The 23,967-nt window shown below is 70.3% G+C and carries 23 protein-coding genes; 9 read left to right on the forward strand and 14 right to left on the reverse strand.

Annotation, left to right across the window (positions count from 1 at the left end; genetic code table 11):
• The first annotated feature begins 27 nt into the window (after window positions 1-27).
• Window positions 28-153 carry a hypothetical protein gene (locus tag V1457_RS07340; protein ID WP_338601744.1) on the forward strand — a complete coding sequence of 42 codons (126 nt, stop codon included), beginning with the start codon at window positions 28-30 and terminating at the stop codon, window positions 151-153.
• Here V1457_RS07340 and V1457_RS07345 read toward each other — a convergent pair.
• Window positions 140-3,388: a glycosyltransferase gene (locus tag V1457_RS07345; protein ID WP_338601747.1), complete on the reverse strand. Its 3,249-nt coding sequence runs from the start codon at window positions 3,386-3,388 to the stop codon at window positions 140-142. The genes V1457_RS07340 and V1457_RS07345 overlap by 14 nt on opposite strands.
• 131 nt (window positions 3,389-3,519) lie before the next feature.
• On the opposite strand from V1457_RS07345, the gene V1457_RS07350 reads away from it, so the two are divergent.
• The 3 genes from V1457_RS07350 to V1457_RS07360 are packed head-to-tail and all read left to right on the forward strand — an operon-like array spanning window position 3,520 to window position 5,889.
• A complete protein-coding gene (locus tag V1457_RS07350; protein WP_200068084.1) occupies window positions 3,520-3,783 on the forward strand; it encodes a hypothetical protein in 264 nt (87 codons plus the stop codon).
• Window positions 3,776-5,227, forward strand: a complete 1,452-nt coding sequence (locus V1457_RS07355; protein ID WP_233626556.1) for a cell wall metabolism sensor histidine kinase WalK — start codon at window positions 3,776-3,778, stop codon at window positions 5,225-5,227. Before V1457_RS07350 ends, V1457_RS07355 begins: the two co-directional genes overlap by 8 nt.
• Window positions 5,227-5,889 carry a response regulator transcription factor gene (locus V1457_RS07360; protein ID WP_200068082.1) on the forward strand — a complete coding sequence of 221 codons (663 nt, stop codon included), beginning with the start codon at window positions 5,227-5,229 and terminating at the stop codon, window positions 5,887-5,889. Before V1457_RS07355 ends, V1457_RS07360 begins: the two co-directional genes overlap by 1 nt.
• 354 nt (window positions 5,890-6,243) lie before the next feature.
• Here the strand turns inward: V1457_RS07360 and V1457_RS07365 are convergent, their stop codons facing one another.
• The 5 genes from V1457_RS07365 to V1457_RS07385 all read right to left on the reverse strand — a co-directional run bounded on the left by V1457_RS07365 (window position 6,244) and on the right by V1457_RS07385 (window position 10,535).
• Entirely contained in the window at window positions 6,244-7,554 is a 1,311-nt protein-coding gene (locus V1457_RS07365) for a UDP-glucose/GDP-mannose dehydrogenase family protein (protein WP_338601754.1), read from the reverse strand.
• A 198-nt stretch (window positions 7,555-7,752) separates the two neighbouring features.
• A complete protein-coding gene (locus tag V1457_RS07370; protein WP_338601757.1) occupies window positions 7,753-8,331 on the reverse strand; it encodes a hypothetical protein in 579 nt (192 codons plus the stop codon).
• The gene (locus V1457_RS07375) at window positions 8,291-9,538 is read right to left on the reverse strand and encodes a putative T7SS-secreted protein (protein WP_200068079.1); all 1,248 of its coding nucleotides are present in this window, start codon (window positions 9,536-9,538) and stop codon (window positions 8,291-8,293) included. The genes V1457_RS07370 and V1457_RS07375 overlap by 41 nt, the downstream gene beginning before the upstream one ends.
• Window positions 9,538-9,840, reverse strand: a complete 303-nt coding sequence (locus V1457_RS07380) for a type VII secretion target (protein WP_200068078.1) — start codon at window positions 9,838-9,840, stop codon at window positions 9,538-9,540. Before V1457_RS07380 ends, V1457_RS07375 begins: the two co-directional genes overlap by 1 nt.
• A gap of 182 nt (window positions 9,841-10,022) precedes the next feature.
• Window positions 10,023-10,535, reverse strand: coding sequence for a hypothetical protein (locus tag V1457_RS07385; RefSeq protein WP_200068077.1), 513 nt, complete (start codon window positions 10,533-10,535; stop codon window positions 10,023-10,025).
• A gap of 179 nt (window positions 10,536-10,714) precedes the next feature.
• Here V1457_RS07385 and V1457_RS07390 point away from each other — a divergent pair, with 179 nt between their 5' ends.
• Together V1457_RS07390 and V1457_RS07395 are read left to right on the forward strand one after the other, a co-directional pair.
• Window positions 10,715-11,473: an SDR family NAD(P)-dependent oxidoreductase gene (locus tag V1457_RS07390; RefSeq protein ID WP_200068076.1), complete on the forward strand. Its 759-nt coding sequence runs from the start codon at window positions 10,715-10,717 to the stop codon at window positions 11,471-11,473.
• A 36-nt stretch (window positions 11,474-11,509) separates the two neighbouring features.
• A complete protein-coding gene (locus tag V1457_RS07395) occupies window positions 11,510-12,553 on the forward strand; it encodes an NAD(P)-dependent alcohol dehydrogenase (RefSeq protein ID WP_307849834.1) in 1,044 nt (347 codons plus the stop codon).
• Between the two features lie 73 nt (window positions 12,554-12,626).
• Here V1457_RS07395 and V1457_RS07400 read toward each other — a convergent pair whose 3' ends face one another.
• The gene (locus V1457_RS07400) at window positions 12,627-14,261 is read right to left on the reverse strand and encodes a TM0106 family RecB-like putative nuclease (protein WP_338601764.1); all 1,635 of its coding nucleotides are present in this window, start codon (window positions 14,259-14,261) and stop codon (window positions 12,627-12,629) included.
• A 195-nt stretch (window positions 14,262-14,456) separates the two neighbouring features.
• On the opposite strand from V1457_RS07400, the gene V1457_RS07405 reads away from it, so the two are divergent.
• Window positions 14,457-15,152 carry a DUF6474 family protein gene (locus tag V1457_RS07405; protein WP_338601767.1) on the forward strand — a complete coding sequence of 232 codons (696 nt, stop codon included), beginning with the start codon at window positions 14,457-14,459 and terminating at the stop codon, window positions 15,150-15,152.
• On the opposite strand, the gene V1457_RS07410 is transcribed toward V1457_RS07405, so the two are convergent.
• The 6 genes from V1457_RS07410 to V1457_RS07435 form a co-directional block, all read right to left on the reverse strand.
• Window positions 15,149-15,634, reverse strand: coding sequence for a Smr/MutS family protein (locus V1457_RS07410; protein ID WP_338601770.1), 486 nt, complete (start codon window positions 15,632-15,634; stop codon window positions 15,149-15,151). The two genes, V1457_RS07405 and V1457_RS07410, sit on opposite strands and share 4 nt — an antisense overlap.
• 285 nt (window positions 15,635-15,919) lie before the next feature.
• The gene (locus tag V1457_RS07415; RefSeq protein WP_233626552.1) at window positions 15,920-16,927 is read right to left on the reverse strand and encodes a glycine betaine ABC transporter substrate-binding protein; all 1,008 of its coding nucleotides are present in this window, start codon (window positions 16,925-16,927) and stop codon (window positions 15,920-15,922) included.
• Window positions 16,924-17,691 carry an ABC transporter permease gene (locus V1457_RS07420; protein WP_200068073.1) on the reverse strand — a complete coding sequence of 256 codons (768 nt, stop codon included), beginning with the start codon at window positions 17,689-17,691 and terminating at the stop codon, window positions 16,924-16,926. The genes V1457_RS07415 and V1457_RS07420 overlap by 4 nt, the downstream gene beginning before the upstream one ends.
• The gene (locus tag V1457_RS07425) at window positions 17,688-18,950 is read right to left on the reverse strand and encodes an ATP-binding cassette domain-containing protein (RefSeq protein WP_338601776.1); all 1,263 of its coding nucleotides are present in this window, start codon (window positions 18,948-18,950) and stop codon (window positions 17,688-17,690) included. The genes V1457_RS07420 and V1457_RS07425 overlap by 4 nt, the downstream gene beginning before the upstream one ends.
• Complete coding sequence (locus V1457_RS07430) at window positions 18,943-19,590, reverse strand: ABC transporter permease (RefSeq protein ID WP_200068072.1); 648 nt, start codon at window positions 19,588-19,590, stop codon at window positions 18,943-18,945. The genes V1457_RS07425 and V1457_RS07430 overlap by 8 nt, the downstream gene beginning before the upstream one ends.
• A complete protein-coding gene (locus V1457_RS07435) occupies window positions 19,587-21,371 on the reverse strand; it encodes a BCCT family transporter (protein WP_200068071.1) in 1,785 nt (594 codons plus the stop codon). The genes V1457_RS07430 and V1457_RS07435 overlap by 4 nt, the downstream gene beginning before the upstream one ends.
• Before the next feature lie 804 nt (window positions 21,372-22,175).
• Between V1457_RS07435 and V1457_RS07440 the strand changes: the two genes are divergently transcribed.
• Together V1457_RS07440 and V1457_RS07445 are read left to right on the forward strand one after the other, a co-directional pair.
• A complete protein-coding gene (locus V1457_RS07440; protein ID WP_200068070.1) occupies window positions 22,176-22,904 on the forward strand; it encodes a YcnI family protein in 729 nt (242 codons plus the stop codon).
• Complete coding sequence (locus tag V1457_RS07445) at window positions 22,901-23,431, forward strand: copper resistance CopC family protein (RefSeq protein WP_338601781.1); 531 nt, start codon at window positions 22,901-22,903, stop codon at window positions 23,429-23,431. Before V1457_RS07440 ends, V1457_RS07445 begins: the two co-directional genes overlap by 4 nt.
• A 181-nt stretch (window positions 23,432-23,612) precedes the next feature.
• Here the strand turns inward: V1457_RS07445 and V1457_RS07450 are convergent, their stop codons facing one another.
• Window positions 23,613-23,897: a hypothetical protein gene (locus V1457_RS07450; protein WP_200068068.1), complete on the reverse strand. Its 285-nt coding sequence runs from the start codon at window positions 23,895-23,897 to the stop codon at window positions 23,613-23,615.
• Window positions 23,898-23,967: the final 70 nt, after the last annotated feature.

Below are 23,967 nucleotides of genomic sequence, written 5' to 3' on the forward strand. Positions count from 1 at the left end.
CCGGCGAGGCGGAACCGCGCGGAAGGTGTGCCGAGCACCGCTCGCGCGTGGGACACCTCCGCGGCCGTGCAGCCGGAAAGCGCCGCGCAGCTGTGGAATCCGAAGGGCTACGTGAACAACTCCTGGGCGCGGGCGCGCATCACGGCGCGCTGACCGTCCCCAGCAGCTCGGCGAGGGCGGCGGCGGAAACCGCCGGACCGAACTGCGCGGACACTCCGGCCATGCCCGCGGCGGACAGCCGCGACCAGGTGGCGTCGTCGGTGAGCAGCCGCACCACGGCCGCGGCCAGTCCCGGCGCGTCGTCGGCGACCAGCACGTCCCGCTCCGGTTCCAGGTGCATGCCTTCCAGCGCGAGCGTCGTGCCGGCCACCGGTACCCCGAACCCGGCGCTCTCGCCGACCTTGCCCTTCACCCCGGCGCCGAACCGCAAGGGGGCGAGCGTGACCCGCGCGCCGTCGTAGAGCGCCCGCAGGTCGGGCACCCAGCCGTGCACCTGCACGCCGTCCCCGGCCAACGCCAGCACGTCCTCGGTGGGGTTGGAGCCGACGACGTGCAGCACCGCGTCCGGGCACTGCTCGCGGACCAGCGGCATGATCCCGCGCGCCGCCCACAAGGCCGCGTCCCGGTTCGGCGGGTGGTCGAAGCTGCCGACGAACAGCACGTCGCGGCGTCCCCACGGGTGCGCGGGCTCCGCGCGCACGTCGTGCACGTTGGACAGCACGCGCACGTCGGCGTCCGGGACGAGTTCGGCGAGCAGCTCCTGCTCGGCCTCCGAGACCACCAGCGTCACGTCGCAGGCCCGGGTCAGCCCGAGCTCCATCTCGCGGGACGCGAGAGCCTTGCGCCGCAACGACTTCGCCAGCTCCGGCTCCGCCTGCTCCGCGGCCAGCGCGGCCTGCCGCTGCAACCGCAGGAAGTGCACGTCCACCGTGTCGTAGGCGATCAGCGCCTGCGGCGCGTCGGTGCGCAGCTGTTCCACCAGGCTCCACGCGACCTGCGGGCGGGACAGCAGCGCCAGCGAGATCTCCGCGCCCGCTTCGGCCAGGAACGCCTGCTGGAGCTCGGGTGCGGGCAGCACGGTCACGCCGAGCTGCTGGAGGTCCCCGGTGTAGGGCTCCAGCCGGGCGTGGTTGCCGGGGAAGAACACCACCCGCGCGCCGAGTTCGACCAGCTGCGCCAGCATCCGGCGGATCCGCACCGACCCGGAGTCGAAGTCCGGCCGCGGTACCTGGTGGTCCTTGACCAGCACGATCGGCCCGCGATGCCCGCGAGTGCCGCGGTTGCGGGCCATCCAGAGGTTGCGCGGCGAGGCTTCCGGCAGGTGGTCGGCGAGCGCGTCGGCCCACTTGTCCACGAACACCTGCCGGTTGAGCTCCTGGTGCCGCTTCACGCCGGTGGACGCGTCGGTCCCGTTCGAGATGCCCTCGTGGTGCACCACCACGGCTTTCGGCTGCACCACGGTGCGGTAGCCGGCCGCGCGCACGGCGAACGCGAGGTCGGTGTCCTCGTAGTAGGCGGGCGCGAACCGGCCGTCGAAACCGCCGACCTCGCGGAACACCCCGGCGCGCACCAGGATCGCCGCACCGGAGCAGTAGTCGACGTCGCGGACGTCGTTGTACTCGGCGGCGTCCGGATCCCCGCCGCGGCCGAGGTTCCAGCCGGTGCCGTCGGACCACACGACGGCGCCGCACTCCTGCAGCCTGCCGTCGGGATAGACGAGTTTCGCGCCGACCAGCCCGATCCGCTCGTCCGAGTCCATCGTGGACATCAGGGTGTCCAACCAGGACTCGGTGACTTCGGCATCGTTGTTCAGGAAGAACAGGTGCCTGCCGCGCGCGTGCTCGGCCCCGAGGTTGCAGGCACCGATGAACCCGAGGTTGCGCTCCGCGCGCACCAGCCGCACCCCGTCGCAGGCGGCGAGCTTGGCCGCGCTGTCGTCCGGCGAGGCGTCGTCCACCACGACCACCTCGAACGGCACCGACACCAGGTGCCCGGCGAGGAACCGCAGGCACTGCCGCGTGTAGGGCCACTTGCCGTGCACCGGCACGATCACGCTGACCACCGGCTCGTCGCTGCGCGGCACCGCGATCGGGCCGGTCTCCTGCTGCACGGCCGGGCGCGCCGAACCGGGCTCGCGGCCCAGGGCGATCTCGTAGACGTCGCGGCGGGTGGTGCCGCGCGGCGCGACGCGCTCCACGACGGTGCGGTACTTGCGCACGGCGCGCTGCACCAGCGCGGAGTTCTGCGCTTCCAGTTCGGCGTTGCGGGTGGTCAGCTCACCGGCGCGGTGCTCGGCTCCGGCGGCGCGCTCCTCCAGCCGAGCGACGGTTTCGCGCAACCACTCGATGCGGGCCCCGTCGCGTTCCGCGTTCCGGCGAGCGCCTTCGACCAATTCGTTGACCTGCGCCAACTCGGCGCGGAAGCGTTCGCGTTCGGACTCGGCCGCCACGGCGCGCCGTTCCTCGGCCTTGCGCAGCTCTTCGAGCCGGGCGACCGCGCCCTTCAGCTCGTCCGCTTCCGCGCGGCTGCTTCGGTAGAGCTCGTTGAGCTTGGCCACGTCGGCGACGGCCTCGTCGCGCTGCTCGACGACCGGGCGCACGTCCTGCGCACCGCGGGCCAGCGTCAGCTCGTCGTCGAGCAGCACCGCCGCGGCAGGCAGCTTCGGCAACCGCCGATCCGACGCTACGCCGAGCAGGTAGGTGTGCGGCAGGCCCTGGTGCACCGTCCACGACTCGGAGCTCTCGCGGTGCAAGGTCTGCAACCGGACGCCCTCGATCGCGGTGTCCGGATCGCCGTGGTCGGCGGGCGCGAGCACCGAACCGACCGCGGTGTTCTGCTTGAGCACCGCCACGTGCCGGAACGCGCCCTCCAGCAGCGAATCGAACTCCGCGGCGGAGAGCTCCTTGGCGTGGAACGGGTTGTCGTTGCCGTGCGCGTGCTGGTAGATCGTCGTGTCCGGCGTGCTGACCAGGAACAACCCGCCCTGTTGCAGGCTCGAGCGGACCAGTGCGAGCACCGCGTCGTGATCTTCGACGTGCTCGATCGCCTCGAAGCACACGACCACGTCGAACGGCTTCTCCTCGGCCAGCGCCGCCGGATCGGTGATCGAGCCGGTGCGGAACGAGACGCCGCGGCCGCCGTAGCGCCGCGTCGCGTGCTGCACCGCGGCCGGGTCGACGTCGAGACCCACCACCTCGGCGCCTTCGGCGGCCAGCAGCGCAGCGCCGTAGCCCTCGCCGCAGGCCAGGTCGAGCACCCGCTTGCCGCGCACGAACCGGGCGGCCAGCGCGTAGCGGTGGTAGTGCTCGTAGATCACCTGCACGTCGTCTGCCCAGGGCACGCAGCGCTCCCCGGTCCAGTCCAGCAACCGGTCGCCGTCCTCGTCCATGTCCAAACCCCTCGCGCGCCGTTCGCCGAGCAGGCTAGCGCCTCGCCGTGGCGCCCCGGACCCGGTTCGCATGAAGGAGTTCTCATCCACAATTCATCGCGCACCCCCGACGCGACCGGGAGGGTGGAGCCATGCGGTCGGTGCCCCGGTTGTCCTTGCTGCTCGCCGCGCTGGCGCTGCCGCTGCTCGTCGTCGTGCTCAGCTACGCGTTGACCGAAGGCCCGCGAACTCCGCAGGTGCCCGCCGAAGTGCGCGTCGGCATCTCCCCCGGTCCGTCCACGCCGGTGCCGACGGCGCCCGCGCCGAGCACCGGCCCCGCCCCGACCGCGGAGTTGCCGCCACCCGAACCGGACGATGACGACGAGCCCGAACCGGACGACCCCGACGATGACTGAGCCGCTGCGCGGCATCCGCCTCCCCGCCCGCGCGAAGATCATGGCGTGGATGCTGCTCGTGCTGGTCGCGGTGCTGACCGCGGTGGTCCTGCTGGTGTGGCAGTTCCTGCACAACGAGGCGATGAACAAGGTCACCGGCTCGATGGAGCAGGAAGTCGGCGAGTTCGTCAACTACGCCCGCACCGGGCGCGACCCCGCCACCGGCGCGCTGCTCGGCGACCCGGCGCAGTTGTTCGACTCCCACCTCGGCCGCCAGTACCCGGACGCCTGGGAGGCGCTGATCGGGGCGTGGCAGACCCCGACCGGCCTGGACTGGCGGATGCAGTCGCAGGACACCGGCACCAAGCGGGCGGTGCAGGAACCCGGCCTGCTGGAACGCATCACCGCCGACCCCCGCGCGCACGGCACCGCGCAGACCGGTGCCGGACCGGTGCGCTGGGTGAAGGTGCAGGCGGTGACCGCCCAGGGCGGGCGGGCGTGGTTCGTCACCGCGCACTTCACCGAGCACGAACTCGCCGAGGTCCGCCGCGCGGCGCAGACGCTCACGCTGGTCAGCGCGTTCGGCGTGCTGCTGGCCGCCGGTTCTTCGTGGGTGGTCGCGGGCGCCATCCTGGCGCCGGTGCGCACCGTGCGGCACACCGCGGCCGAGATCAGCGAGCACGACCTGACCCGGCGCATCCCGGTCGAGGGGCGCGACGACATCGCCGCGCTGGCCTACCAGTTCAACGCGATGCTGGACCGGCTGGAGGCCGCGTTCCGCACCCAGCGGCAGTTCGTCGACGACGCCAGCCACGAGCTGCGCACCCCGATCACGATCGTGCGCGGACACCTCGAACTGCTCGGGGACGACCCGGCCGAGCGCGACGAGGTGGTCCGGTTGTGCACCGACGAGCTGGACCGGATGACCCGCATCGTCGAGGAACTGCTGATGCTGGCCAAGGCCGACCGGCCGGATTTCGTGACGCCCACCGAATTCCCGCTGGCGGAGCTGACCAGCGACATCGAGGCGAAGGTCCGCTCGCTCGGGGACCGCAGATGGGTGTTGGAGAGCATCGGCGAGGGCGACGTGGTGGTCGACCCGCAACGGCTGACCCAGGCGATGGTGCAGCTAGCGCAGAACGCGGTGCAGCACACCGAGGACGGATCGGAGATCCGGCTCGGCTCCGCGCTGGACCGCGGGCGCCTGGCGCTGTGGGTGACCGACCGCGGGCCGGGCGTCGAGGCCGCCGAGGTGGAGCGGATCTTCGGCCGGTTCGCGCACGGCAGCTCCGGGCGCCGCGGCGGTGCCGGGCTGGGGCTGGCGATCGTGGCCGCGATCGCCGAAGCGCACCACGGCGCCGTCCGGGTGCGCTCCGAACCCGGGTCCGGGGCCACGTTCACCCTCGAGCTGCCCGCCCGGCCGCCGGCGACCGCCCCTTCCCCGACCGCCGAGGAGGCGCACTGATGAGCAAGATCCTGATCATCGAGGACGAGGGGCGGATCGCGGCGTTCCTGGAGAAGGGGCTGCGCGCGAACGGGTTCAGCACCACCTCGGTCGGCGACGGGGACAGCGCGTTCCGGCACCTGATCAGTGGTGATTTCGACTTGGCGGTGCTCGACCTGGGGCTGCCGGGTCCGGACGGCTTCGCGGTGCTGCAGCAGGTCCGGGCGCGGCAGGTGAGCATCCCGGTGATCATCCTGACGGCGCGGGACTCGGTCAGCGACACGGTCGCCGGGCTGGAAGGCGGCGCGGACGACTACATGACCAAGCCGTTCCGGTTCGAGGAGCTGCTGGCGCGGGTGCGGCTGCGGCTGCGCTCGGCGGAGCGCACGCCGGACGTGACGGTGCTGCGCGAGGGGGAGCTGTCGCTGGACCTGCGGACCCGCCGGGTGCAGCTGCCGGATTCGACGGTGGACCTCACGGCGCGGGAGTTCGCGATGCTGGAGCTGTTCTTGCGGCATTCCGGGCAGGTGCTGTCCCGGGAGCAGATCCTCTCGCACGTGTGGGGTTACGACTTCGATCCCGGTTCCAACGTCGTGGACGTCTACGTCCGCGCGCTGCGGCGCAAGATCGGCAGCGACCGGATTCGGACGGTGCGCGGCATGGGCTACCGGCTCGGGGCGTGAGCCTGCGGTGCTCGCCGGCGCGGCGCGAATCGCAGTTGTGCACACTTGTGGACAACTCGATCCACAGCTGTGCACAACCCGGCCCACAACCCCGTTCATCCACAGGCCGGACCTGTGGAAACGGGATTTGTCCACAACTTGTGGACGGCATGTTTCCGCTGGCGAAGCCGCACAGTGCGGAAAGCTGAAGGACGACTCGTCAACCGTTCACGTTCGCTTCGCCGAGCTGTCCACCGCCCGTTCCCGCGGAAGCGTCCGGAGACGTCTGGAACGGCACCGTCCACAGGTTGCGAGCTGATCGCGGGCGCCCTCCGACGGCGCCCGGGTCGATCAACAGAGCAGTGCTCAGCGGACTCAACCCACGGCGACCCGTCCGGCGCCGTGGCAGGTGATTCCCGCGCGGCGCAGCATGTCCGGGTCGAGGTGGTTGCGGGTGTCCACCACGACCGGCCCGGCCAGCAGCCCGGCCACGCGCGGCCACTCCAGCGCCCGGAATTGCGGCCACTCGGTCAGCACCACGAGCCCCGCCGATCCCTTCGCCGCCTCGTACGGGTCGTCGACCAGCGAAACCACGCCCTGCAGGCCCGGCTCGTCACCGCACAACCCCGGGTCGCAGGCCACCAGCTCCGCACCCCGCGCGGCCAGCAGCTCCGCGACCGCCAGCGCCGGAGAATCCCGCAGGTCGTCGGTGCCCGCCTTGAAAGTGAGCCCGAGCAGGCCCAGCCGCACCCCCTCCAGCGAGCGCCGCAAGCCTTCCCCGCACGCGTCGGCGACCTTGTCCACCACGCGCTCGCGCTGCCGCGCGTTCGAGTCGATCGCCGCGCCGAGCAGTTCGAACTCGAATCCCACCGACGAGGCGACCCGCATCATCGCCGCGGTGTCCTTCGGCAGGCACGAGCCGCCCCAGCCCGGCCCGGGCTGCAGGAAGGACTGCCCGATCCGCCGGTCGTAGCCCATGCCCTCGGTGACGTCGGAGATGTTCGCGCCGAGCCGCTCGCACAGCTCGGCCACCGCGTTCACGTAGGACAACTTGGTGGCCAGGAAGCAGTTCGCCGCGTACTTGACCAGTTCGGCGCTGGCGGCGTCGGTCAGCACGGTCGGCGCTCCGAGGCGCGCGTAGAGCGCGGCGACCCGCTCGGCGGCGTCCTGCGAGTCGGATCCGACGACGATCCGGTCGGGGTTGAGGAAGTCGTGCACCGCGGAACCTTCGCGCAGGAACTCCGGGTTGGACACGGTCGGCACGTCCGGTCGCCCGACCAGCTCGGCCACCCGCGCCGAGGTACCGACCGGCACGGTCGACTTGCACACCAGCACGCACCCGGAAGGCAGCGCGCAGGCGACCTCGGACACGACCGACTCCACCGCCGCCAGATCCGCCGCGCCGTCGGCCCCCATCGGAGTCGGCACGCACAGGAACACCACCTCGGCATCGACGACCGCACCCGCCGAACCGACCGCGAACTCCAGCCGCCCCGCCGCGATCCCCTCGGCGACAAGCTCGGCGAGCCCGGGTTCGAGGATCCCCACCTCACCGCGGGACAAGCGCGCCACCTTCGCCGCGTCCACATCGCTGCACACCACCCGATGCCCCAGCGACGCCAGACACGCCCCGGTGGTCAACCCGACGTAACCGGTTCCGACGACCACGATCCGGCGAGCGAACACGGTGCACCGACCTCCCAGCACGCGGCCCGGCCGGGAAACCCCAGGCCGGAAAGCTGATCCGATCGGATCGTGGCACAGTTCGACGCACCGGGAAGCCCTTTTGAAAACTGTTCACGCACTGCTGCCCGCACGGTGGCAACCCGGTATCCGGCCGTTCAACACCCCCCAGCACCGAATCCCGGTGCAGCAGGCGACCGATCAGTTCTTCGACCGCACCGAGTCCACGAACAGCTGGAACTGTGGCAGCAACCCGTCGATCTCCTCGGCCGGGGCAGTGAGCACCAGCCGCACCACAGCGCGATGCTGCGGCTGGTGCACATCAGGCATTTCCAAGTAAACCTGGCATTGCGTCAAGTCCTGCACCTCGTCACCGGTCATCGTGACGATCTTCAGCAACTGGGTGAGCCCGGGGGATTCCGCATCCCCCACTTCGGTCCGCTTCAGCACGGAAACCTGGGAACCGGCGTCCGCCAGCTGCTGCACCGACTCGTCGGCAATCGTCGGCAGCTCCACTTCATCCGAACGATGTTCGCCGTCGATCGTGATGTTGGTGGTGAAGCCGGGACCTTGCGAGGCCGTGCGCAGTGCGACGAAGGCGGCGCCCGGGGCGCCGACGTCGTCCGGGCGGGCAGGCGTCCAACCGTCCGGCAGCCGGAAGTTGAGCGGCACCGGCATCGACGTGACCATTTCGAACTCCATTCGGTGGTACAGGCGGGGCGGCCATGCGCTGTGGCGGTCAGGAGAGTCCGACGAAATCGCCGACGGCACCGGCGGCATCGCCAGCGGTTTTGGTGACCTTGGCCGGGTCGACGGTGACTTCGAACCCCAGTTTGCCGCCGAGCCCCGGGGCCAACCCCGCGTTTGCGCCGATCTCGAATTCCCCGTCCTCGTTCATGCCGAAATCAACTCCGGCTTCGGCGCCCGCACCGGCCCATCCCTCGGCATTGCCGGTCACACCGATACCGCCGACATCGGCGCTTCCTTCGACGCTACCCTTCGCGCCTGCGAACGCGTCGGCCTCCGCGGAAAGCCCGCCCTTGCCCAGCGTCGTGCTGGCGCCGGCGCGTGCACCTGCCATCCCTTCGGCCTTGCCGCCGACCGCCAGCGGACCAGCCTCGGCCTTGGTCTCCGCACTAGCTTTCGCCCCGAGCATCGCTTCGGCGGTTCCCGCGACGCCGTCTTTGCTGAAGGACGCGGACGCTGTGGCTTCGGCCAGCACGCCCGCTTCTGCCTTGCCGCTGAGTTTGAACAGGTCGTTGCTCACCGACCCCTCGGCACTGGCCTTGGCGAGTTCGGCATAGGCACGAATCTGCCCCAGCTGGCCTTTCGGTCCTGCTCCGGAGGCTGCGACCCCGGCGCCCGGCCCGCTGACCCCGGCCTTGCCGTCCGTTTTCCATGTACTGGTCACAGCATCGACAAGCGCACCGAGCGCGCCTTGTCCTGCACCCGGCCGACCGCCGACGGCGCCAGCGGTACGCATCCCCACCTCGTCGACCTGGTTGCGAGCCCGGTCGAGCTGTTCACGCGCTTCTTGCCGCAGCTTCTCTCCCGGGTCCGAGGAGGCACCCAGAACGCTCGACGGGCCACCCGCCGCTTCGTTCGCGTTAGCGCGTTCCATCGCCGCCTGGTGCGCTGCGGTGGCTTGCCCTGTCGCCACTTCGCCCTGCTCCCAGAGTTCAACGGCTTGAGCCGCCTGAGATTGTGCCCAGCGCAACGTGTGCGCGTACTCGATCAAGGCACGGCAAGCGTCTTCGACCGCATCGCTGCTCTTGAGCCATTTCGGCGGTTCCTTGCTGAAAGCAGTCGTGAACCCTTCGCTGGCCTCGCCCTTCCAGCTGCCGACATCGACCCGCTTCAACTCATCGCCGATGCCGGACAGCTTGTGTCCCTCGACGCGCAGTTCGCGGGCCTTCCCATCGATCGCGTCCGGTTCGCCCGGCACGAGCGCCTTCGGATCGGTGGTCTGCCCCAGTTCCGCCGCCATCAGACGCCCCCATCGGATTGCTGGATTGACTGCCGTGCCGCGTCGTCGCCCACCTCGTAAGTCCGCGCGGATTCGCGCAGCGAATCGCCCGCCGATTCCGCGGTCTGTTTCAGCACGTTCACCGAGGACTCCAGACCCGAGCAAAAGTCGCGGAAAGCCGCGCTCAGCGCGCCGTGCCCGAAATCCATTCCGTCGCGGCCGATCCGCGCGAATACTTCAGCATCGGATTCGCTCACCACTTCGGATATGTTCGACGCCAGCTTCCGCAATTCTTCGGGGCCCACATCGAAGCCTTCCCCCATGCGCAAATCCTCTTCTTTCAGAGCATACCCGGACCCCGTTCAAATTGACCGATTCCGGATACGCCTAACCTTCCCCCGGGGAACGACCCCGCAGCTCGTGAATATCCCGACGCGGACTACCGCTACCGCTGACCATCGTGTTGCTTCGGAACCAACGCGGAGCTTTTCGGGCCCGTCGATCCTCAGAGCTTTCCAAAGCTGACCGCACGCCAGGTCCAGCCGCACCCGATCACTGCGTCCTGCAATGGGTTCTTCAGCTCACCCGTGGAAAACTTGTAGTCCACGACCTTGTCGTATTCGCCTTTCTTATTGAAGGCGAACGTTTTCTGGAACGAAACCTCACGCTTCTGCCCACGATGCTTCTCCACAGAGCGGGACAGCTCCGGCACGCCGGATTTCCACTCGACCTGCCATTCCTCATCGACCGAGCGGACTTCGCACTGCTGCGGGTCGTATCGCATCAGCACCTTGAACGTCCTGGTGAGGCCGACTTTAGCGAAAAACGTGTACCAGTCGGCATCAACGATGCGCCACTCCGCTACCAGGTCGACCGACTCCGCCGAGCCGTCCCGGACCAGGTACGGCGCGGCCGGATCGTTCACCGTCAGCAGCGCCTCGTGCACCTCGTGCACGGGACGCGGTTGCACGCCGGTCCCCGGTCGCTTCGTGCCGGTGAGCCAATCGAACATCCCCATAGCCGGGTGCATCCCTCCGCAAGACTGGTCGACTTCGGGCGGAACGCTAGCAGGGGATCTGCCCGCAGAAATGGCAACTTTGCGGAACTATCCGAGGTGGGGTCGACCCAAGGCGACCAGTACTGGAAAGCAGGCTCGCAGTACCGTTCGGTGCGCACCGATCGACTAGGAGGATTCCCATGCAGATCAGCGGTACCGCGGCGATCGTGACCGGCGCGGCATCGGGGCTCGGGGCGGCGACGGCGCGGGCGCTCGCCGAGCGGGGAGCGCGCGTGTTCGGCATCGACCTGCCGGACACCGTGGGCAAGGCGCCGCTCGTGGACGGCGTGACCTACAGCGGCGCGGACGTCACCGACCCCGAGCAGGTGCAGACCGCGGTCGAGCAGGCCGCCGGTGCGAGCGTGCCGCTGCGGATCGTGGTCAACTGCGCGGGCATCGGGCCGTCCGCGCGGATCAGCGGCAAGCAGGGGCCGCACGACCTGGACATGTTCCGCAAGGTTCTCGAGGTCAACCTGCTCGGCACGTTCAACGTGCTGCGGCTGGCCGCGCCGGCGATCCGCGCCACCGAAGCTGACCAGGAAGGTCAGCGCGGGGTGGTGGTGAACACCGCCTCCGTCGCCGCCTACGACGGCCAGATCGGCCAAGCCGCCTACGCAGCGTCCAAGGGCGGAGTGGCCAGCCTGACGCTGCCCGCCGCGCGGGACCTCGCCTCCTCCGGGATCCGGGTGATGACCATCGCCCCCGGCATCGTGGACACCCCGATGCTGGCCACGGTCAGCGAGGAGTACCGCAGCGGGCTCGCCGAAGGCGTGCCGTTCCCGAAGCGGCTGGCCGTGCCCGGCGACTACGCGCTGCTGGCGACGAACATCATCGAGCACGACTACCTCAACGGCGAGGTCGTGCGCATGGACGGAGGGCTGCGAATGGCGCCAAAATGATCGCCAAAGCGGTCACGGCGCTGAAGGGACTCGGCGATGAGCTCGATGAATGCCGTCCAGTACACCGAAGTCGGCGGAAAGCCGCAGGTGGTCGAGATTCCGATCCCGCAGCCGGGCCCCGGGCAGGTGCTGCTGCGCGTGCTCGCCGCGGGCATGTGCCACTCGGACATCACGGTGATGAGCTGGCCGGCGGAAGACCTCCCGTACCCGATGCCGCTGACGCTGGGCCACGAAGGCGTCGGCGAGATCGCCGCGCTCGGGCCCGGGGTCCGCACGTTGTCCGAGGGCGACCAGGTCGCGGTGTACGGCCCGTGGGGCTGCGGGGCGTGCCACAAGTGCGCCGCGGGCAAGGAGAACTACTGCCCGCGGGCCGCCGACCTCGGCATCATGCCGCCGGGCCTCGGTTCGCCCGGGGCGATGGCCGAGTACATGCTCGTCGACGACCCGCGGCACGTCGTGCCGCTGCGCGGGTTGGACCCGGTGGCTGCGGCGCCGCTGACCGACGCAGGGCTCACCCCGTACCACGCGATCAAGCGCTCGCTGCCGAAGCTGGTCGCGGGCAGCACCGCGGTCGTCATCGGCACCGGCGGCCTGGGGCACCTGGGCGTGCAGATGCTGCGCGAGATGACTCCGGCGCAGGTCATCGCACTGGACGTCGCGGACAGCGCGTTGCAGCTAGCGAGCGAGGTCGGCGCGCACCACGCATTGCGCTCGGACGAGTCGGCACCGGCGAAGGTGCTGGAGCTGACCGGCGGACTCGGCGCCGAGGTCGTCCTCGACTTCGTCGGTGCCGAACCCACCGTGCAGATCGCCAGCCGCTGCGTCGCAGTGGAAGGCGACGTCACGATCGTCGGTGTCGCAGGCGGGCGGCTGCAGGTGGGGTTCGGTTCGCCGCCGTTCGAGGTGTCGGTCGCCGCGCCGTACTGGGGCGCCCGCGACGAGCTGATCGAGGTGCTGGAAATGGCGCGTTCCGGCGCGCTGACCGTGCACACCGAGACCTACGGCATCGACGAGGCGCCGCTGGCGTACGAGCGGCTGCACCGCGGGGAGATCACCGGCCGCGCCGTGATCGTGCCCTGAGCAACTCGTTTTGCCCAGGTCGTCGCTCGGCAGTGCCGAACGCAGGTTCCGAGACGGGCACTGACGAACCAGCTCACAGATCCTCGGCGTACGGGACCTGCTCCGCGGCGGTGGAGGTCATCCAGCGCCGGATCGTCCACGTGGCCCGCACGTCGTCCTCGTTGTACTCCAGCAGGCGACGGCGCTGCGACAGCACCGGCGCGTAGCCGTCCAGGCCCACCGCGTCGCGATACCAGCGCATCGAGTTCTCGCCGCCGGCCTCGTCGTCGCGCCAGTGGAACCCGGCGCTCGGCGCGATCACCTTCAACCCCTTGCCGTGCGGGCACAGGAACTGGTCGCGGACCGCCGCGAACAGGTCGACCCACTCGTCCGAGCCGATGAACTCGCGGACCCGGGCCACCTCGGGAATACCGGGCTTGCCTGCGAACCGTTCCGCCGAGGACAGCATCCACCGGTTCTCGGCCAGCTCGTTGTAGCAGTACGCGCGGAACGTGAGCCCTCGCGCGTGCGCCTTCGCGCGCAGCTCGGTGAACCAGGTCCAGAACTCGGCGAAGGACCGCGCCTCGTCATCGGACGGCAGCGGATCCCAGGTCACGAACGCGCGGTAGCCCGGTTCTTCGCCGACGTCCGCGCCGGACAACCAGCAGCCCCACATGTAGGCGCCGGAGTCGGCGTAGCTCTCCATGTCCACGTCGACCTCGACGTCGGCGCGCGGAACCGCCAGCCGCCGCACCCGGCGCACCAGCGGCAGCTCCCGCAGCCACGCCTTGGCCAGCAGCACCGCGTCGGCGCCGCGGCCCGGCGACAGCTGCACCTCCGGCAGCCGTTCCGCGGGCAGCGCGGCGAGCTCGTCGACGGTGCCGACCCCGGCATCCCGCATCGCCGTGGCTTCTTCGCCGCGCACGACGAGGCTCACGTCGCGCCGCTCGCGCAGCTCGGTTTCGCAGGTGGGCCACCAGGGGCAGCCCTTGCACTCGGTGATCCGGGACGGCTGCGCCAGCGGCTCGGCGCCCGCGGCGGCCGCGGTGGCGACGTCGAGCCGGTCGGCGAACCGCGCGTCGTACTCGGTGAGCGCGGTGCGCCCGCCCGGCCAGTTCGGCGCCCGCAGGTCGTGCCAGACGACCACGTCCGCCTCGACACCGATGACGCCGCCGACGGGATCGCCGGCCGCCATCCCGCACGCCTCGAGCAACCGCCGCACGTGCACCAGCCGGAGCTGGTCGCGCGGCTGCGAACGCACCTTGCGGTCCGGGTCGGGACGCGCCGCGGCAGGCGTCGGATCGCTCAGCGGTGCGGTGCGCGCGCCGTTGCCCGGATCGGCGGTCTTGTGCCGCACCACCAGCACCGGGACGTAGCCGGCGCCGCTGCGCACGAGCAGGTCGATGGCGCCGAGACGACCGCCGTCCGGATCCGCGGGCAGCTGGGCGCCGGAGATGAACCGGGTGCCCGCGCGCATCGCCTCCGCGGTGGCGCGCTCCCGCTCGCGGCGGGTGCCTTCCCGCGAGACCGCGACCCACTGCTCGCCGAGCAAGGCGGCCAGCTGCCCGGCAACCGCGCGGCGGTGCTCGGCGGCGTCCGCGATGCGCTGCTCGACGCCCGCGTCCATCGGGGATTTCGGCAGGTCACGAGCAGCCGGGTCGTTCTCCAGGTGCACCCGCCTGCGGCAGCGAGTCACCACGCCCGCGTCCAGCTGCACCCCGTCATCCACGTCCAGCAGCGTAGGCCGTGCCCCCGACAATCGCGCCCATCACCCCGGTGACGCAGCACGTCGATCGAGTACGCAGCGTGTTCAACCCGGCTCCGGCTCCCCCGCTCGGTCAATCTGCGCGGACGGCGGCGAACGCACACACTCCTTACCGTGATCCGCGAACGCGAGGACCACCGGCGAGAGCAGGAGGCGGCGATGACCCGAAAGACCGAGGACCAAGCGGAAGCCATCGAGCCGGCCGCCACGCGCTGGGTGGTCCACGACGCCAAACGCGCCGCGAAGCTGGAAGCGAAGGCGAGCAAGCGGGAAGAGCGGGCGGCCAAGCAGGACACGAAGATCGCGAAGCAGGCCACCAAGGCCGTGCACGACGACAACAAAACCGCTGACAAGAAGGCCAAACGCGAGACGAAGGCCGCGGAGAAGAAGGCCAAGCGGGAGGCGAAGGCCGTCGCGAAGGGCGAGCACGGCAGGCTCACCCCGGGCAACGCGAAGAAGCTGGTCGGTGTCGTACGGGTGCTTGGACCGGCCGTCGCACCGTACGCGCGGCAGGCGTTCGGCATGGCCCGCGACGGCTACGAGCGGGCGCGCGCCCGCAGGCTCGGCATCGACGCGGCCGATGCCGGCCGCTTCACCGGCAGAGGCGCCGGGCTGCAAGCCCGGATCGCAGGCGACACCGACGCGCTGCGCGAGCTGCGCACCGGCCGGTCGGCCGAGGACGGCAGCACCACCGAGCAGTTCGCCGAGCGGGCCGAAGCCCGCCTGGGCCAGCTGGCCGGCGCCGTGCGCGCCGCCGAGCGGATGCCCGCGCAACGCCGCCGGGCGGCGCATCGGGCGGTGACCGGCGAACTCGACCGCATCGAGGACGACCTGCTCAACCGCCTCGGCATCTAGTGTTCATAGCCGGATCGGACCGGCAATAGCGACAAGCTCCGGGCAGATGCCACTCCGGCGTCGGTCAGGCGGGGCGGATTCCCGGTTAGCACAGGCCTGCCGGGATAGTCATCGATCTTTGCCGCAGAGCGCGGTGCGAAGGTGTTCGGATCGGTCTGCTTGAACTGATCTCGAATATCTTCCGCCCGTCTCCCGGATGCCACCCTGGATGTGGCCGTGTGTCCGCCTACCTCAAGTGCACCAGCAACCATCCCGTCGTTGCCGGGGGCCACCTCCACACTCCGGTACAGCTTCTTGATGTGGGGCTGCTTCAGCATCGCGAGAACGCGCTTCTTGAGCTTGCCTGCACCCTTGCCCGGAATGATCTCGACGAGCGGCACGTTCTCGCCGGCCGCACGGAAGATCCCGTTGCGCACTGCGTTGTCGATGTCCCTGTCGCTGCGGAAGATCGGGTGAAGATCCACGGTCAGCTTCTCCGGCATCGCGTTCTCCCAGGTGTGATTACCGACTTGGCTCGCGCTGGACCCAAGCACGATGCGGGCGACACCCCAAGCCTCGTGCGCAGGTTTGAGCACGAATGGGCGCGGCATGCGCCCGCAAGGGCCAACGACCCTCCGACGCCGCCACCCACCGAGCAAAGCCGAGTGCCATCGCGGTCTCGATTCCGGACGTGCTGGTCCAGGGACGTTGCGAAAGCGGTTTTGCCCAGCGGGGGCGTTTACCCAGCCCGAGCGGCGACGACGGGCCGCCGGCCCCGCCCGGAATGGTCAGGCGGCGTTGTTCGGCAAGGTCACGAAACCGTGCTTGACCATCCAGTCCCTGGCCACGTCGGCCGGGTCCCGGCCGTCGACGTCGACGCCCGCGTTGAGCTCCATCAGCTCGGCGTTGTTCAACCGGTCCGAGATCGGCTGGAACACCTGCTGCAACTGCGGATACCGCTGCAGCATCCCGGCCCGCACCGTGACCCCGAGGTTGTAGCGCGGGAAGAACCCCTTGTCGTCGGTCAGCACCTTCAGGTCCAGCGAGCGGATCCGCCCGTCGGTCGTGAACACCTCGCCGAAGTTGCAGGTGTTGCCCGACGCGGTCGCCGCGTAGATGGTGCCGGTGTTCAGCGTCTCCACCCGGGACGGGTCCACCTCGAAACCGTAGGTCTGCGAAACCCCGGGCAGGCCGTCGTTGCGGCTGGCGAACTCGGTCTCCACGCAGAAGCTCAGCTCCTGCGGCCGCTCGGCGCCCAGCCGCTTGAGGTCGGAGAAGGTCTCCACCCCGAGCCGCCGCGCGTTCTGCTGGTTCAACGCGAACGAGTAGGTGTTGTCCGCCTGCAACGCCAAGGCGAACCAGGCGACCCCGTTGCGCTCGAGGTCCATCTTGCGCACGGCCTCGTACTGGGCGATCGGATCCGGGATCGGCTCGGTGTTGCCGTTGTAGCTGATCCAGGACGCGCCGGTGTACTCCCACAGCACGTCGATCTGGTTGCTGACCAGTGCGTTGCGGGCGCTGGCCGAGCCGGTGATGTTGCTCAGGTCGCGCACCTCGGCGCCTGCGGCCAGCAGCGCGAACTCGGCCAGGTAGGCGAGCACGATCTGCTCGGTGAAGTCCTTCGAGCCGACCGTGAACCGCACGCCCTCCAGCTCCGGGACCGGCCGGATCGAGCCCGGCTCGACCCGCAGCGGCACCGACGAGCCGGAGCTGAGCCCGCAACCGCTCAGCGCCGCGCCCGCCGCCGCGGCCGAGGCGAGTTTCAACGCGCTCCGCCGGGACATCCGTGTGTTCATCGCAGTCCCTTCGGAGACAGGTACTGCTCGGCGACGCCGCCGAGCCAGTCCACCAGCAGCGCCAGTGCCATCGCGAGCACCGCGCCGACCGACAGCACCGTCCAGTTGCTGAGCTTGTAACCGGTGTCGATCAGCTCCCCGACACCGCCCGCGCCGACGAACCACGCCAGCGAGGCGGTCCCGACGGCCAGCACCAGCGCGGTGCGCAGCCCGGCGAGGATGAACGGCACCGACAGCGGCAGTTCGATCCGCAGCAGCACCTTCGTCCCGGACATGCCGATGCCCCGGCCCGCGTCGATCAGCGCCGGATCCACCTGCTGCAGCCCGACGAGCGTGTTGCGCAGCACCGGCAGCAGGGCGTAGACGGCGATCGGCAACGTGGCGATCCAGAAACCGGTGGTGCCGTTGGTGAGCAGGAAGAACAGCACCAGCAGGCCGACCGACGGGGCTGCCTGGCCGACGTTCGCGATGCCGATCACGATCGGGCTCAGCCGCCGCGCCCAGGAACGGCTCAGCAGCACGCCCAGCGGGACCGCCAGCAGCACCACGATCAGCGCCACGGCCAGGCTGATCAGGAAGTGCTGCCAGGTCAGCGTCAGCAACGCGGACGCGGTGATGTTCCGCGAAGTGATCACGTTGTCCCGGTGCGCGTACGCGACGCCGAGCACCACCGCGACCAGCACCGCGGCCACGATCGGCTGGGCGAACAGCCGCAGCCGTTCCGCTCCGCGCGATCCGGAGTCCGAGGAGTAGGCGCTGGTCATGACCGCGCCTCGGCATCCGCGGCACCGGCGTCGGCGGCACCGGCGTCGCCGGTGTCCGCGGCCGCAGCGTCGCCGGTGTCCGCACCGCTGTCCGCGTGTTCCTCGCGCAGCGATTTGATCGTGGTCATCACCGTGTCGATGTCGACCACGCCGATGTACTCCCCGCGCGAGCCGGTGACCACCGCGACCCCGTCGTCGTCGGTCAGGATCGCTTCCAGCGCGTCCTGCAACGTGGAGGCGGGCGAGACGCTGTCCTCCACCGGGCGCCCGGCCCGCGACAGCGTGGACACCGCACCGGCTTCGCGAGCGGTGGTCCAGCGCAGCGGCCGCTTCCGGCGGTCCAGCACCAATCCGATCGCGCCGCGCCGGGTGCCCAGCCGGTCCCGGAGCAAACCGGGTTCCTCGTCGACCGCGGCGGTCGGCACCTGGCCGAGTTCGATCTCGCGGACCCGGCGCAGCGTGAGCTGCTTGAGCGCGGCGCCCGCCCCGACGAACCCGGCGACCGTGTCGTCGGCGGGGTTGGCCAGGATCGCGTCCGGCGTGTCGTACTGCAGGATCTTGGACTGGTCACCGAGCACCGCGATCCGGTCGCCCAGCTTCACGGCCTCGTCGAAGTCGTGCGTGACGAACACGATCGTCTTGCCCAGGTCGGCCTGCAGCCGCATCAGCTCGTCCTGCAGCACCCCGCGGGTGATCGGGTCCACCGCTCCGAACGGCTCGTCCATCAGCAGCACCGGCGGATCCGCGGCTAACGCGCGGGCCACCCCGACGCGCTGTGCCTGGCCGCCGGAGAGCTGGCGCGGGTAGCGCTTGCGGTACTCCGCCGGGTCCAGCCCGACCAGGTCCAGCATCTCGTCCACGCGCTCGCCGGTCCGCTGCTTGCTCCACCCGACCAGGCCCGGCACCATGCCGACGTTCTCGCCGACGGTCATGTGCGGGAACAGCCCGGCCTGCTGGATCGAGTAGCCGATCTCGCGGCGCAACTTGTCCGGGTCCAGGTTCAGCACGTCCTGGCCGCCGATGGTGATCCGCCCGGAGCTGGGCTCGATCAACCGGTTGATCATCCGCATGGTGGTGGTCTTGCCGCTGCCGGACGGACCGACCAGCACCACCGTCTCGCCAGCCGGAATGGTCATCGTGACCGATTCGACCGCGGCGAGCTTCTGACCCGGATAACGCTTGGAGACCTCCTCCAGGCGGATCTCCACCCCGTGTCCGTTGCCGGAGTCGTCGGAGCCGGGCACTTCGTTGTCAGCCACGAATACCTCTCGAAGTCGTCAGGCGCCCGAGCAGCACGAACACCCCGTCCAGCAGCAGCGCCAGCACGATCACGCCGAGCGTGCCCGCGAGCGCCATGTTCAGCGCGTTGGCGCTGCCCAGCCCGGACAGCCCGCTGAAGATCAGGTTTCCGAGCCCGGGTCCCTTGGCGTAGGCGGCGATGGCCGCGATGCCCATCAGCATCTGCGTGCTGACCCGCATCCCGGCGAGGATCCCCGGCCATGCCAACGCCAGTTCGACCCTGGTCAGCACCCGCAGCCGGTTCATGCCGATGCCGCGGGCGGCGTCCAGCACGGGCTGGTCCACCGACGACAGCCCGACGATGGTGTTGCGCACGATCGGCAGCAGCGCGTACAGCACCAAGGTCACCACCGACGGCGCGACGCCCAGCCCGAGAACCGGGATGAGCAGCCCGAACAGGGCGAACGATGGCACGGTCAGCACCGCGCTGGAAAGGGCGGTGGCCACCGCCGCCCCGGCGGGGCTGCGGTAGACCGCAACCCCGACCAGGACGCCGACGATGGTCGCCAGCAGGATGCACTGCACCACCATGCTGGCGTGCTGGTAGGAATCGACCAGCAGTTGCTGCCACCTGGAGGCGACGTAGTCCAGGAAACTCACGAACCGTTCTTCTCCGAATTCCCGGCGTCGCCGCTTTCCTCGCCCTCGTCCTCGGCGGGCGTGGTGACCAGCTGGAAGTCACCCTCGTGCTCCTCGGTGCCCGCGATGACCGCCTGCTCGAGGACCTCAGCGCCCTTCTCGTCGCGCAGCGTGATCGGGTCGCTGCGCAGGTCCTTGGTGAGGGCGACGCACAGGAACACCATGACGATCGCGAACGGCAGCGCGCCCATGAACGTGAGGTTCTGGATGCCTTCCAACGCGTTGTTCCCGCCGATCACCAGCATGATCGCGGCGACCGCACCGGTGGCGGCACCCCAGAAGATGACCACCCAGCGGCTGGGCTCGATCGAACCCCGCTGCGAGAGCGTGCCCATCACGACCGAGGCGGCGTCGGCACCGGAGACGAAGAAGATCGCCACCAGCACCATGACCAGCACCGAAGTGATCACGGACAACGGCATGTTCTCCAGCACGGAGAAGGTCTGCGCCTCGGCCTCACCGCTGCCGGCCGGGTTCTGCCCGGCCTGCTGGCTGCCGATGGCCGCGCCACCGAAGATGGCGAACCACACGAGGCTGACCACGCTGGGCACCAGCATCACGCCGCCGATGAACTGCCGGATCGTGCGGCCGCGGCTGATCCGCGCGATGAACATCCCGACGAACGGCGTCCAGGAGATCCACCACGCCCAGTAGAAGATCGTCCAAGTGGACAGCCACTCGTGCATCTCGCCGCCGCCGGTCGCTCCGGCGCGGGAGGCCATGTCGCCGAAGTCGCTGATGTACGCGCCCAGCGAGGTCGGCAGCAGGTTCAGGATCAGCACGGTCGGGCCGACGACGAACACGAAGATCGCCAGCAGCGCGGCGAGCACCATGTTGATGTTCGACAGCCACTGGATGCCCTTGGCGACACCGGACACCGCGGAGAGGATGAAGCAGATCGTCAGCACGACGATGATCCCCACGAGCAGGATCTTGCTCGTCGCGCCGATCCACCCGGCGGCCTGCATCCCCGCCTGGATCTGCAGGGTGCCCAGGCCCAGCGATGCCGCGGAGCCGAACAGCGTCGCGAACAGCGCGAGGATGTCGATCAGCCTGCCGAGCGGGCCTTCGGCGTTGCGCTTGCCGATCAACGGCAGGAACACCGCGCTGATCAGCTGCTTGCGGCCGCGGCGGAAGCTGCTGTAGGCGATGGCGAGGCCGACCACCGCGTAGATCGCCCACGGGTGCAACGTCCAGTGGAACAGCGAAGTCGCCATCGCGGTGTTCACCGCGGGGTCGGACTCCGGCGCCACCGTTCCCGGCGGTGGTTCGGTGAAGTGCGACAACGGCTCGCTGACGCCGTAGAACATCAGGCCGATGCCCATGCCGGCGCTGAACATCATCGCGATCCAGGACACCGTCCTGAACTCCGGCTTCTCGCCGTCCTCCCCCAGCGGGATGCGCCCGTACCGGCTGAACGCCAGGAACAGCGCGAAGATGACGAAACCGGTCGCGGCCAGCACGAAGCCCCAGCCGATGTTGAGCACCAGCCAGTCCAGCGCGGCGTCCGCGAAGGCCTTCAGCGAATTGGTGCTCAGCGCACCCCAGGCCACCAGGATGAACATGATGGCCGCGGTGGTGCCGAAGACGACCCAGTCGGTCCTCGGCTTCTCGATGAACTGGGACTGTCCGGATAGCTCCGGTGGATGGCTCGATGCGGCCGAGCCACCCCTTCCTTGATCTGTTTCAGTAGACACAGGTACCGGCGCCCACTCGCGACGCCCCCTCCTCTCCGTCCTCATGTCACGACCGCCGGGACCTATTCAGCTGTCACAACCTGCTCGTACAGGAACTGGTTCCGGCCGTCTGCAACCCGTAAACCGTGACCCATTCGGCGGATCAAGGCAAGCACGCCTGCGCTGAGCGTGGCCGAACCGACATCTAGACTCGGCCGCCGTGGCGACCAATTCCGGCCATGCACGAGGCGCTCGGCGCCGGCTGCGCAGTCCGGTCCCGGCGGCCGCCACGGAGTCACTGTCCGTAGCAACGCACCCGGCCTCCGGTGGCTCAACTCCCGGCCCCGGGAGCCCCACCGTGATCGCTGTTCTGTTCGCCGCCGCCGGTTCGGCGCTCGCCCGTCGCAGGCGACGGGTATTTCGCATTGTAGGTGCACTGGGAGCCAGGCGGCTCGCATTTCGGGTATTTCTCCAGGCAGCGGGGGATCCTCCGGGAACGCGCGAAGCGCCCGGCACGGCCTCCGCGTCCTCGATCCACGCCCCGTCGGTGCTGCGAGCCACGGCGCGCAGGCATCCGGATCATCCTGCACGCTTCGTAGCCGATGGAACCTTAGTCTTCACCCGTCCGAGAGAAAAGCCCTCGCCGTTACGATCGGTGACATCGTGGCGGACGTGCCGCGTGCCCACCGAGAACTTTCGTTTGCTCGGGCAATTGATCCACCCGAGAATTCACGCTTCGCGCGGCCCTCCGAACCCGCGGGCGGAATTCCCGACAAAGATCAAGGAACGTCGTCCGATCGTTTCCGACATGTGTCCTCAGCGCGATATCCGCGCGAACGCACTCGCGCAGTGCAAGGAGTCCCGAAGACCATGAACGAATCCAGACCCGCCGCGCGGCTCGCGGTCACCGCCGCAGCCATCGGGCTCAGCGCCCTCGCCGGCGCGGGCACCGCCACCGCGCACGTCCACGTGCAGCCGGAACAAGCCGAGCAAGGCGGCACCGCGAAGGTCACCTTCCGGGTGCCGAACGAACGACCGGACGCGGGCACCGTCCGCGTGCACGTGGCGCTACCGCTGGAGCACCCGCTGAGTTCGGTGCGCACCCGCCCGCTGCCCGGCTGGACGGCGCAGGTGCAGAAGGTGCGGCTGGACCGGCCGGTCAACGTGGCGGGCGCCGAGGTCACCGAGGCCGTCTCCGGCATCACCTGGACCGCCCGGCCCGGCACCAGGATCGCCCCGGACCAGTTCGAGGAGTTCGAGGCGACCCTCGGCACCCTGCCCACCGACACCGGCGAGGTGTTGCTTCCCGCCGAGCAGACCTACGACAGCGGCGAAGTGGTGCGCTGGGACCAGTCGCAGGGACCGGACGGTTCCGAACCCGAGCGCCCGGCCCCCAGCCTGCAACTGCTGCCCGCGACCGAGGAGCACTCCCACGGCGCGCCCGCGGACAGCGCCGCACCGAGTTCCGGCGAGCCCGCGCCCGCATCGGACGACACCGCGCGCGTGCTCGGCGGCGCGGGCCTGCTCGTCGGCGCGCTCGGCCTCGGCGTGGGCATCGGTGCACTGTTGCGCGGCCGGCGCGGGCGGGCCGACTCATGAGGCGGCTGCTGGCTACCGCGGCCCTGACCTGCACCGCACTGCTCGGCCTTGCCGGCCCGGCGGCCGCGCACAACACGCTGGTCGGAAGCGACCCGGCCGAGGGCGCACAGCTGGCCACCGGCCCCGGCGAGGTGCGGCTGACCTTCGACCAGCCGGTGCGCGCGGGCGAGGGCTACAACACGGTCAACGTCGTCGGGCCGGACGGCAGCTACTGGACCGACGGCCAGGTGCGGGTGACCGGCAACTCGGTCAGCGCGCCGGTGCGCCCGCTCGGTCCGGCAGGTGTCTACACGGTCGGCTACCGGGTGCTGTCCAACGACGGACATCCGGTGCCCGGCAAGGTGTCGTTCACGCTCACCGAACCCGGCGGCGGCACCCCGGCCCCGCCACCGGCCGCCGCGGACGGGTCGCAGCAGCACTCCGGCGGCGCGATGCCGATCTGGCCGTGGATCGCGGGTGCGGTCGTGCTGGTCGTCGCCGGGCTGGTGCTGGCGCTGCGGCTGGGCAAGCCGACCGACGAGGGCTGATCCGCCGGGCTCCGACTGGCACGTTCGGCGGTATGACGCGGCGCAGCGCGAACTAGAGTCGAGCACTGCGCCGCGAACCGTGCGATCATCGGCGGCCCCGGCAGGCGCGCAGAGCTTCAGCCGCGCCGAATCGGACCCGATTCTTCCGCGATGCGAAAGTCCGTGCCCTGTCGCCGAACGGTCATTCGCGCTCGGTGAGTTGCTGGGCGGTCGGCATCTGCAGCGTCTCCAGCCGCCCCACGGCACCGCGCCCGCGCCGCGCGAGCTCACGCCGGCTGATCCGGCCATCGGCATAGATCCGGTAAGCGTGGCTGAGCATCACCAGCTCGGCCAGGTGATCCACGGCGCGCTGCCGCGCCTGCTCGCTCAGCCCGGGCACCAGCACGACCTCGGTGTCCACCACGTCGTCCAGCACTCGCGCGGAGTGCAGCGCCTTGCGGCCGCGCAGCGTCACCTTCCGGCCCATCCGCCGCAGCCATGCGGCCCTTCCGCCCGATCCGTCCACTCGGCCCCCCAACAGCCGCCGACATCCACGT

It is taken from the genome of Saccharopolyspora sp. SCSIO 74807 (assembly GCF_037023755.1).
Lineage (GTDB): Bacteria > Actinomycetota > Actinomycetes > Mycobacteriales > Pseudonocardiaceae > Saccharopolyspora_C > Saccharopolyspora_C galaxeae.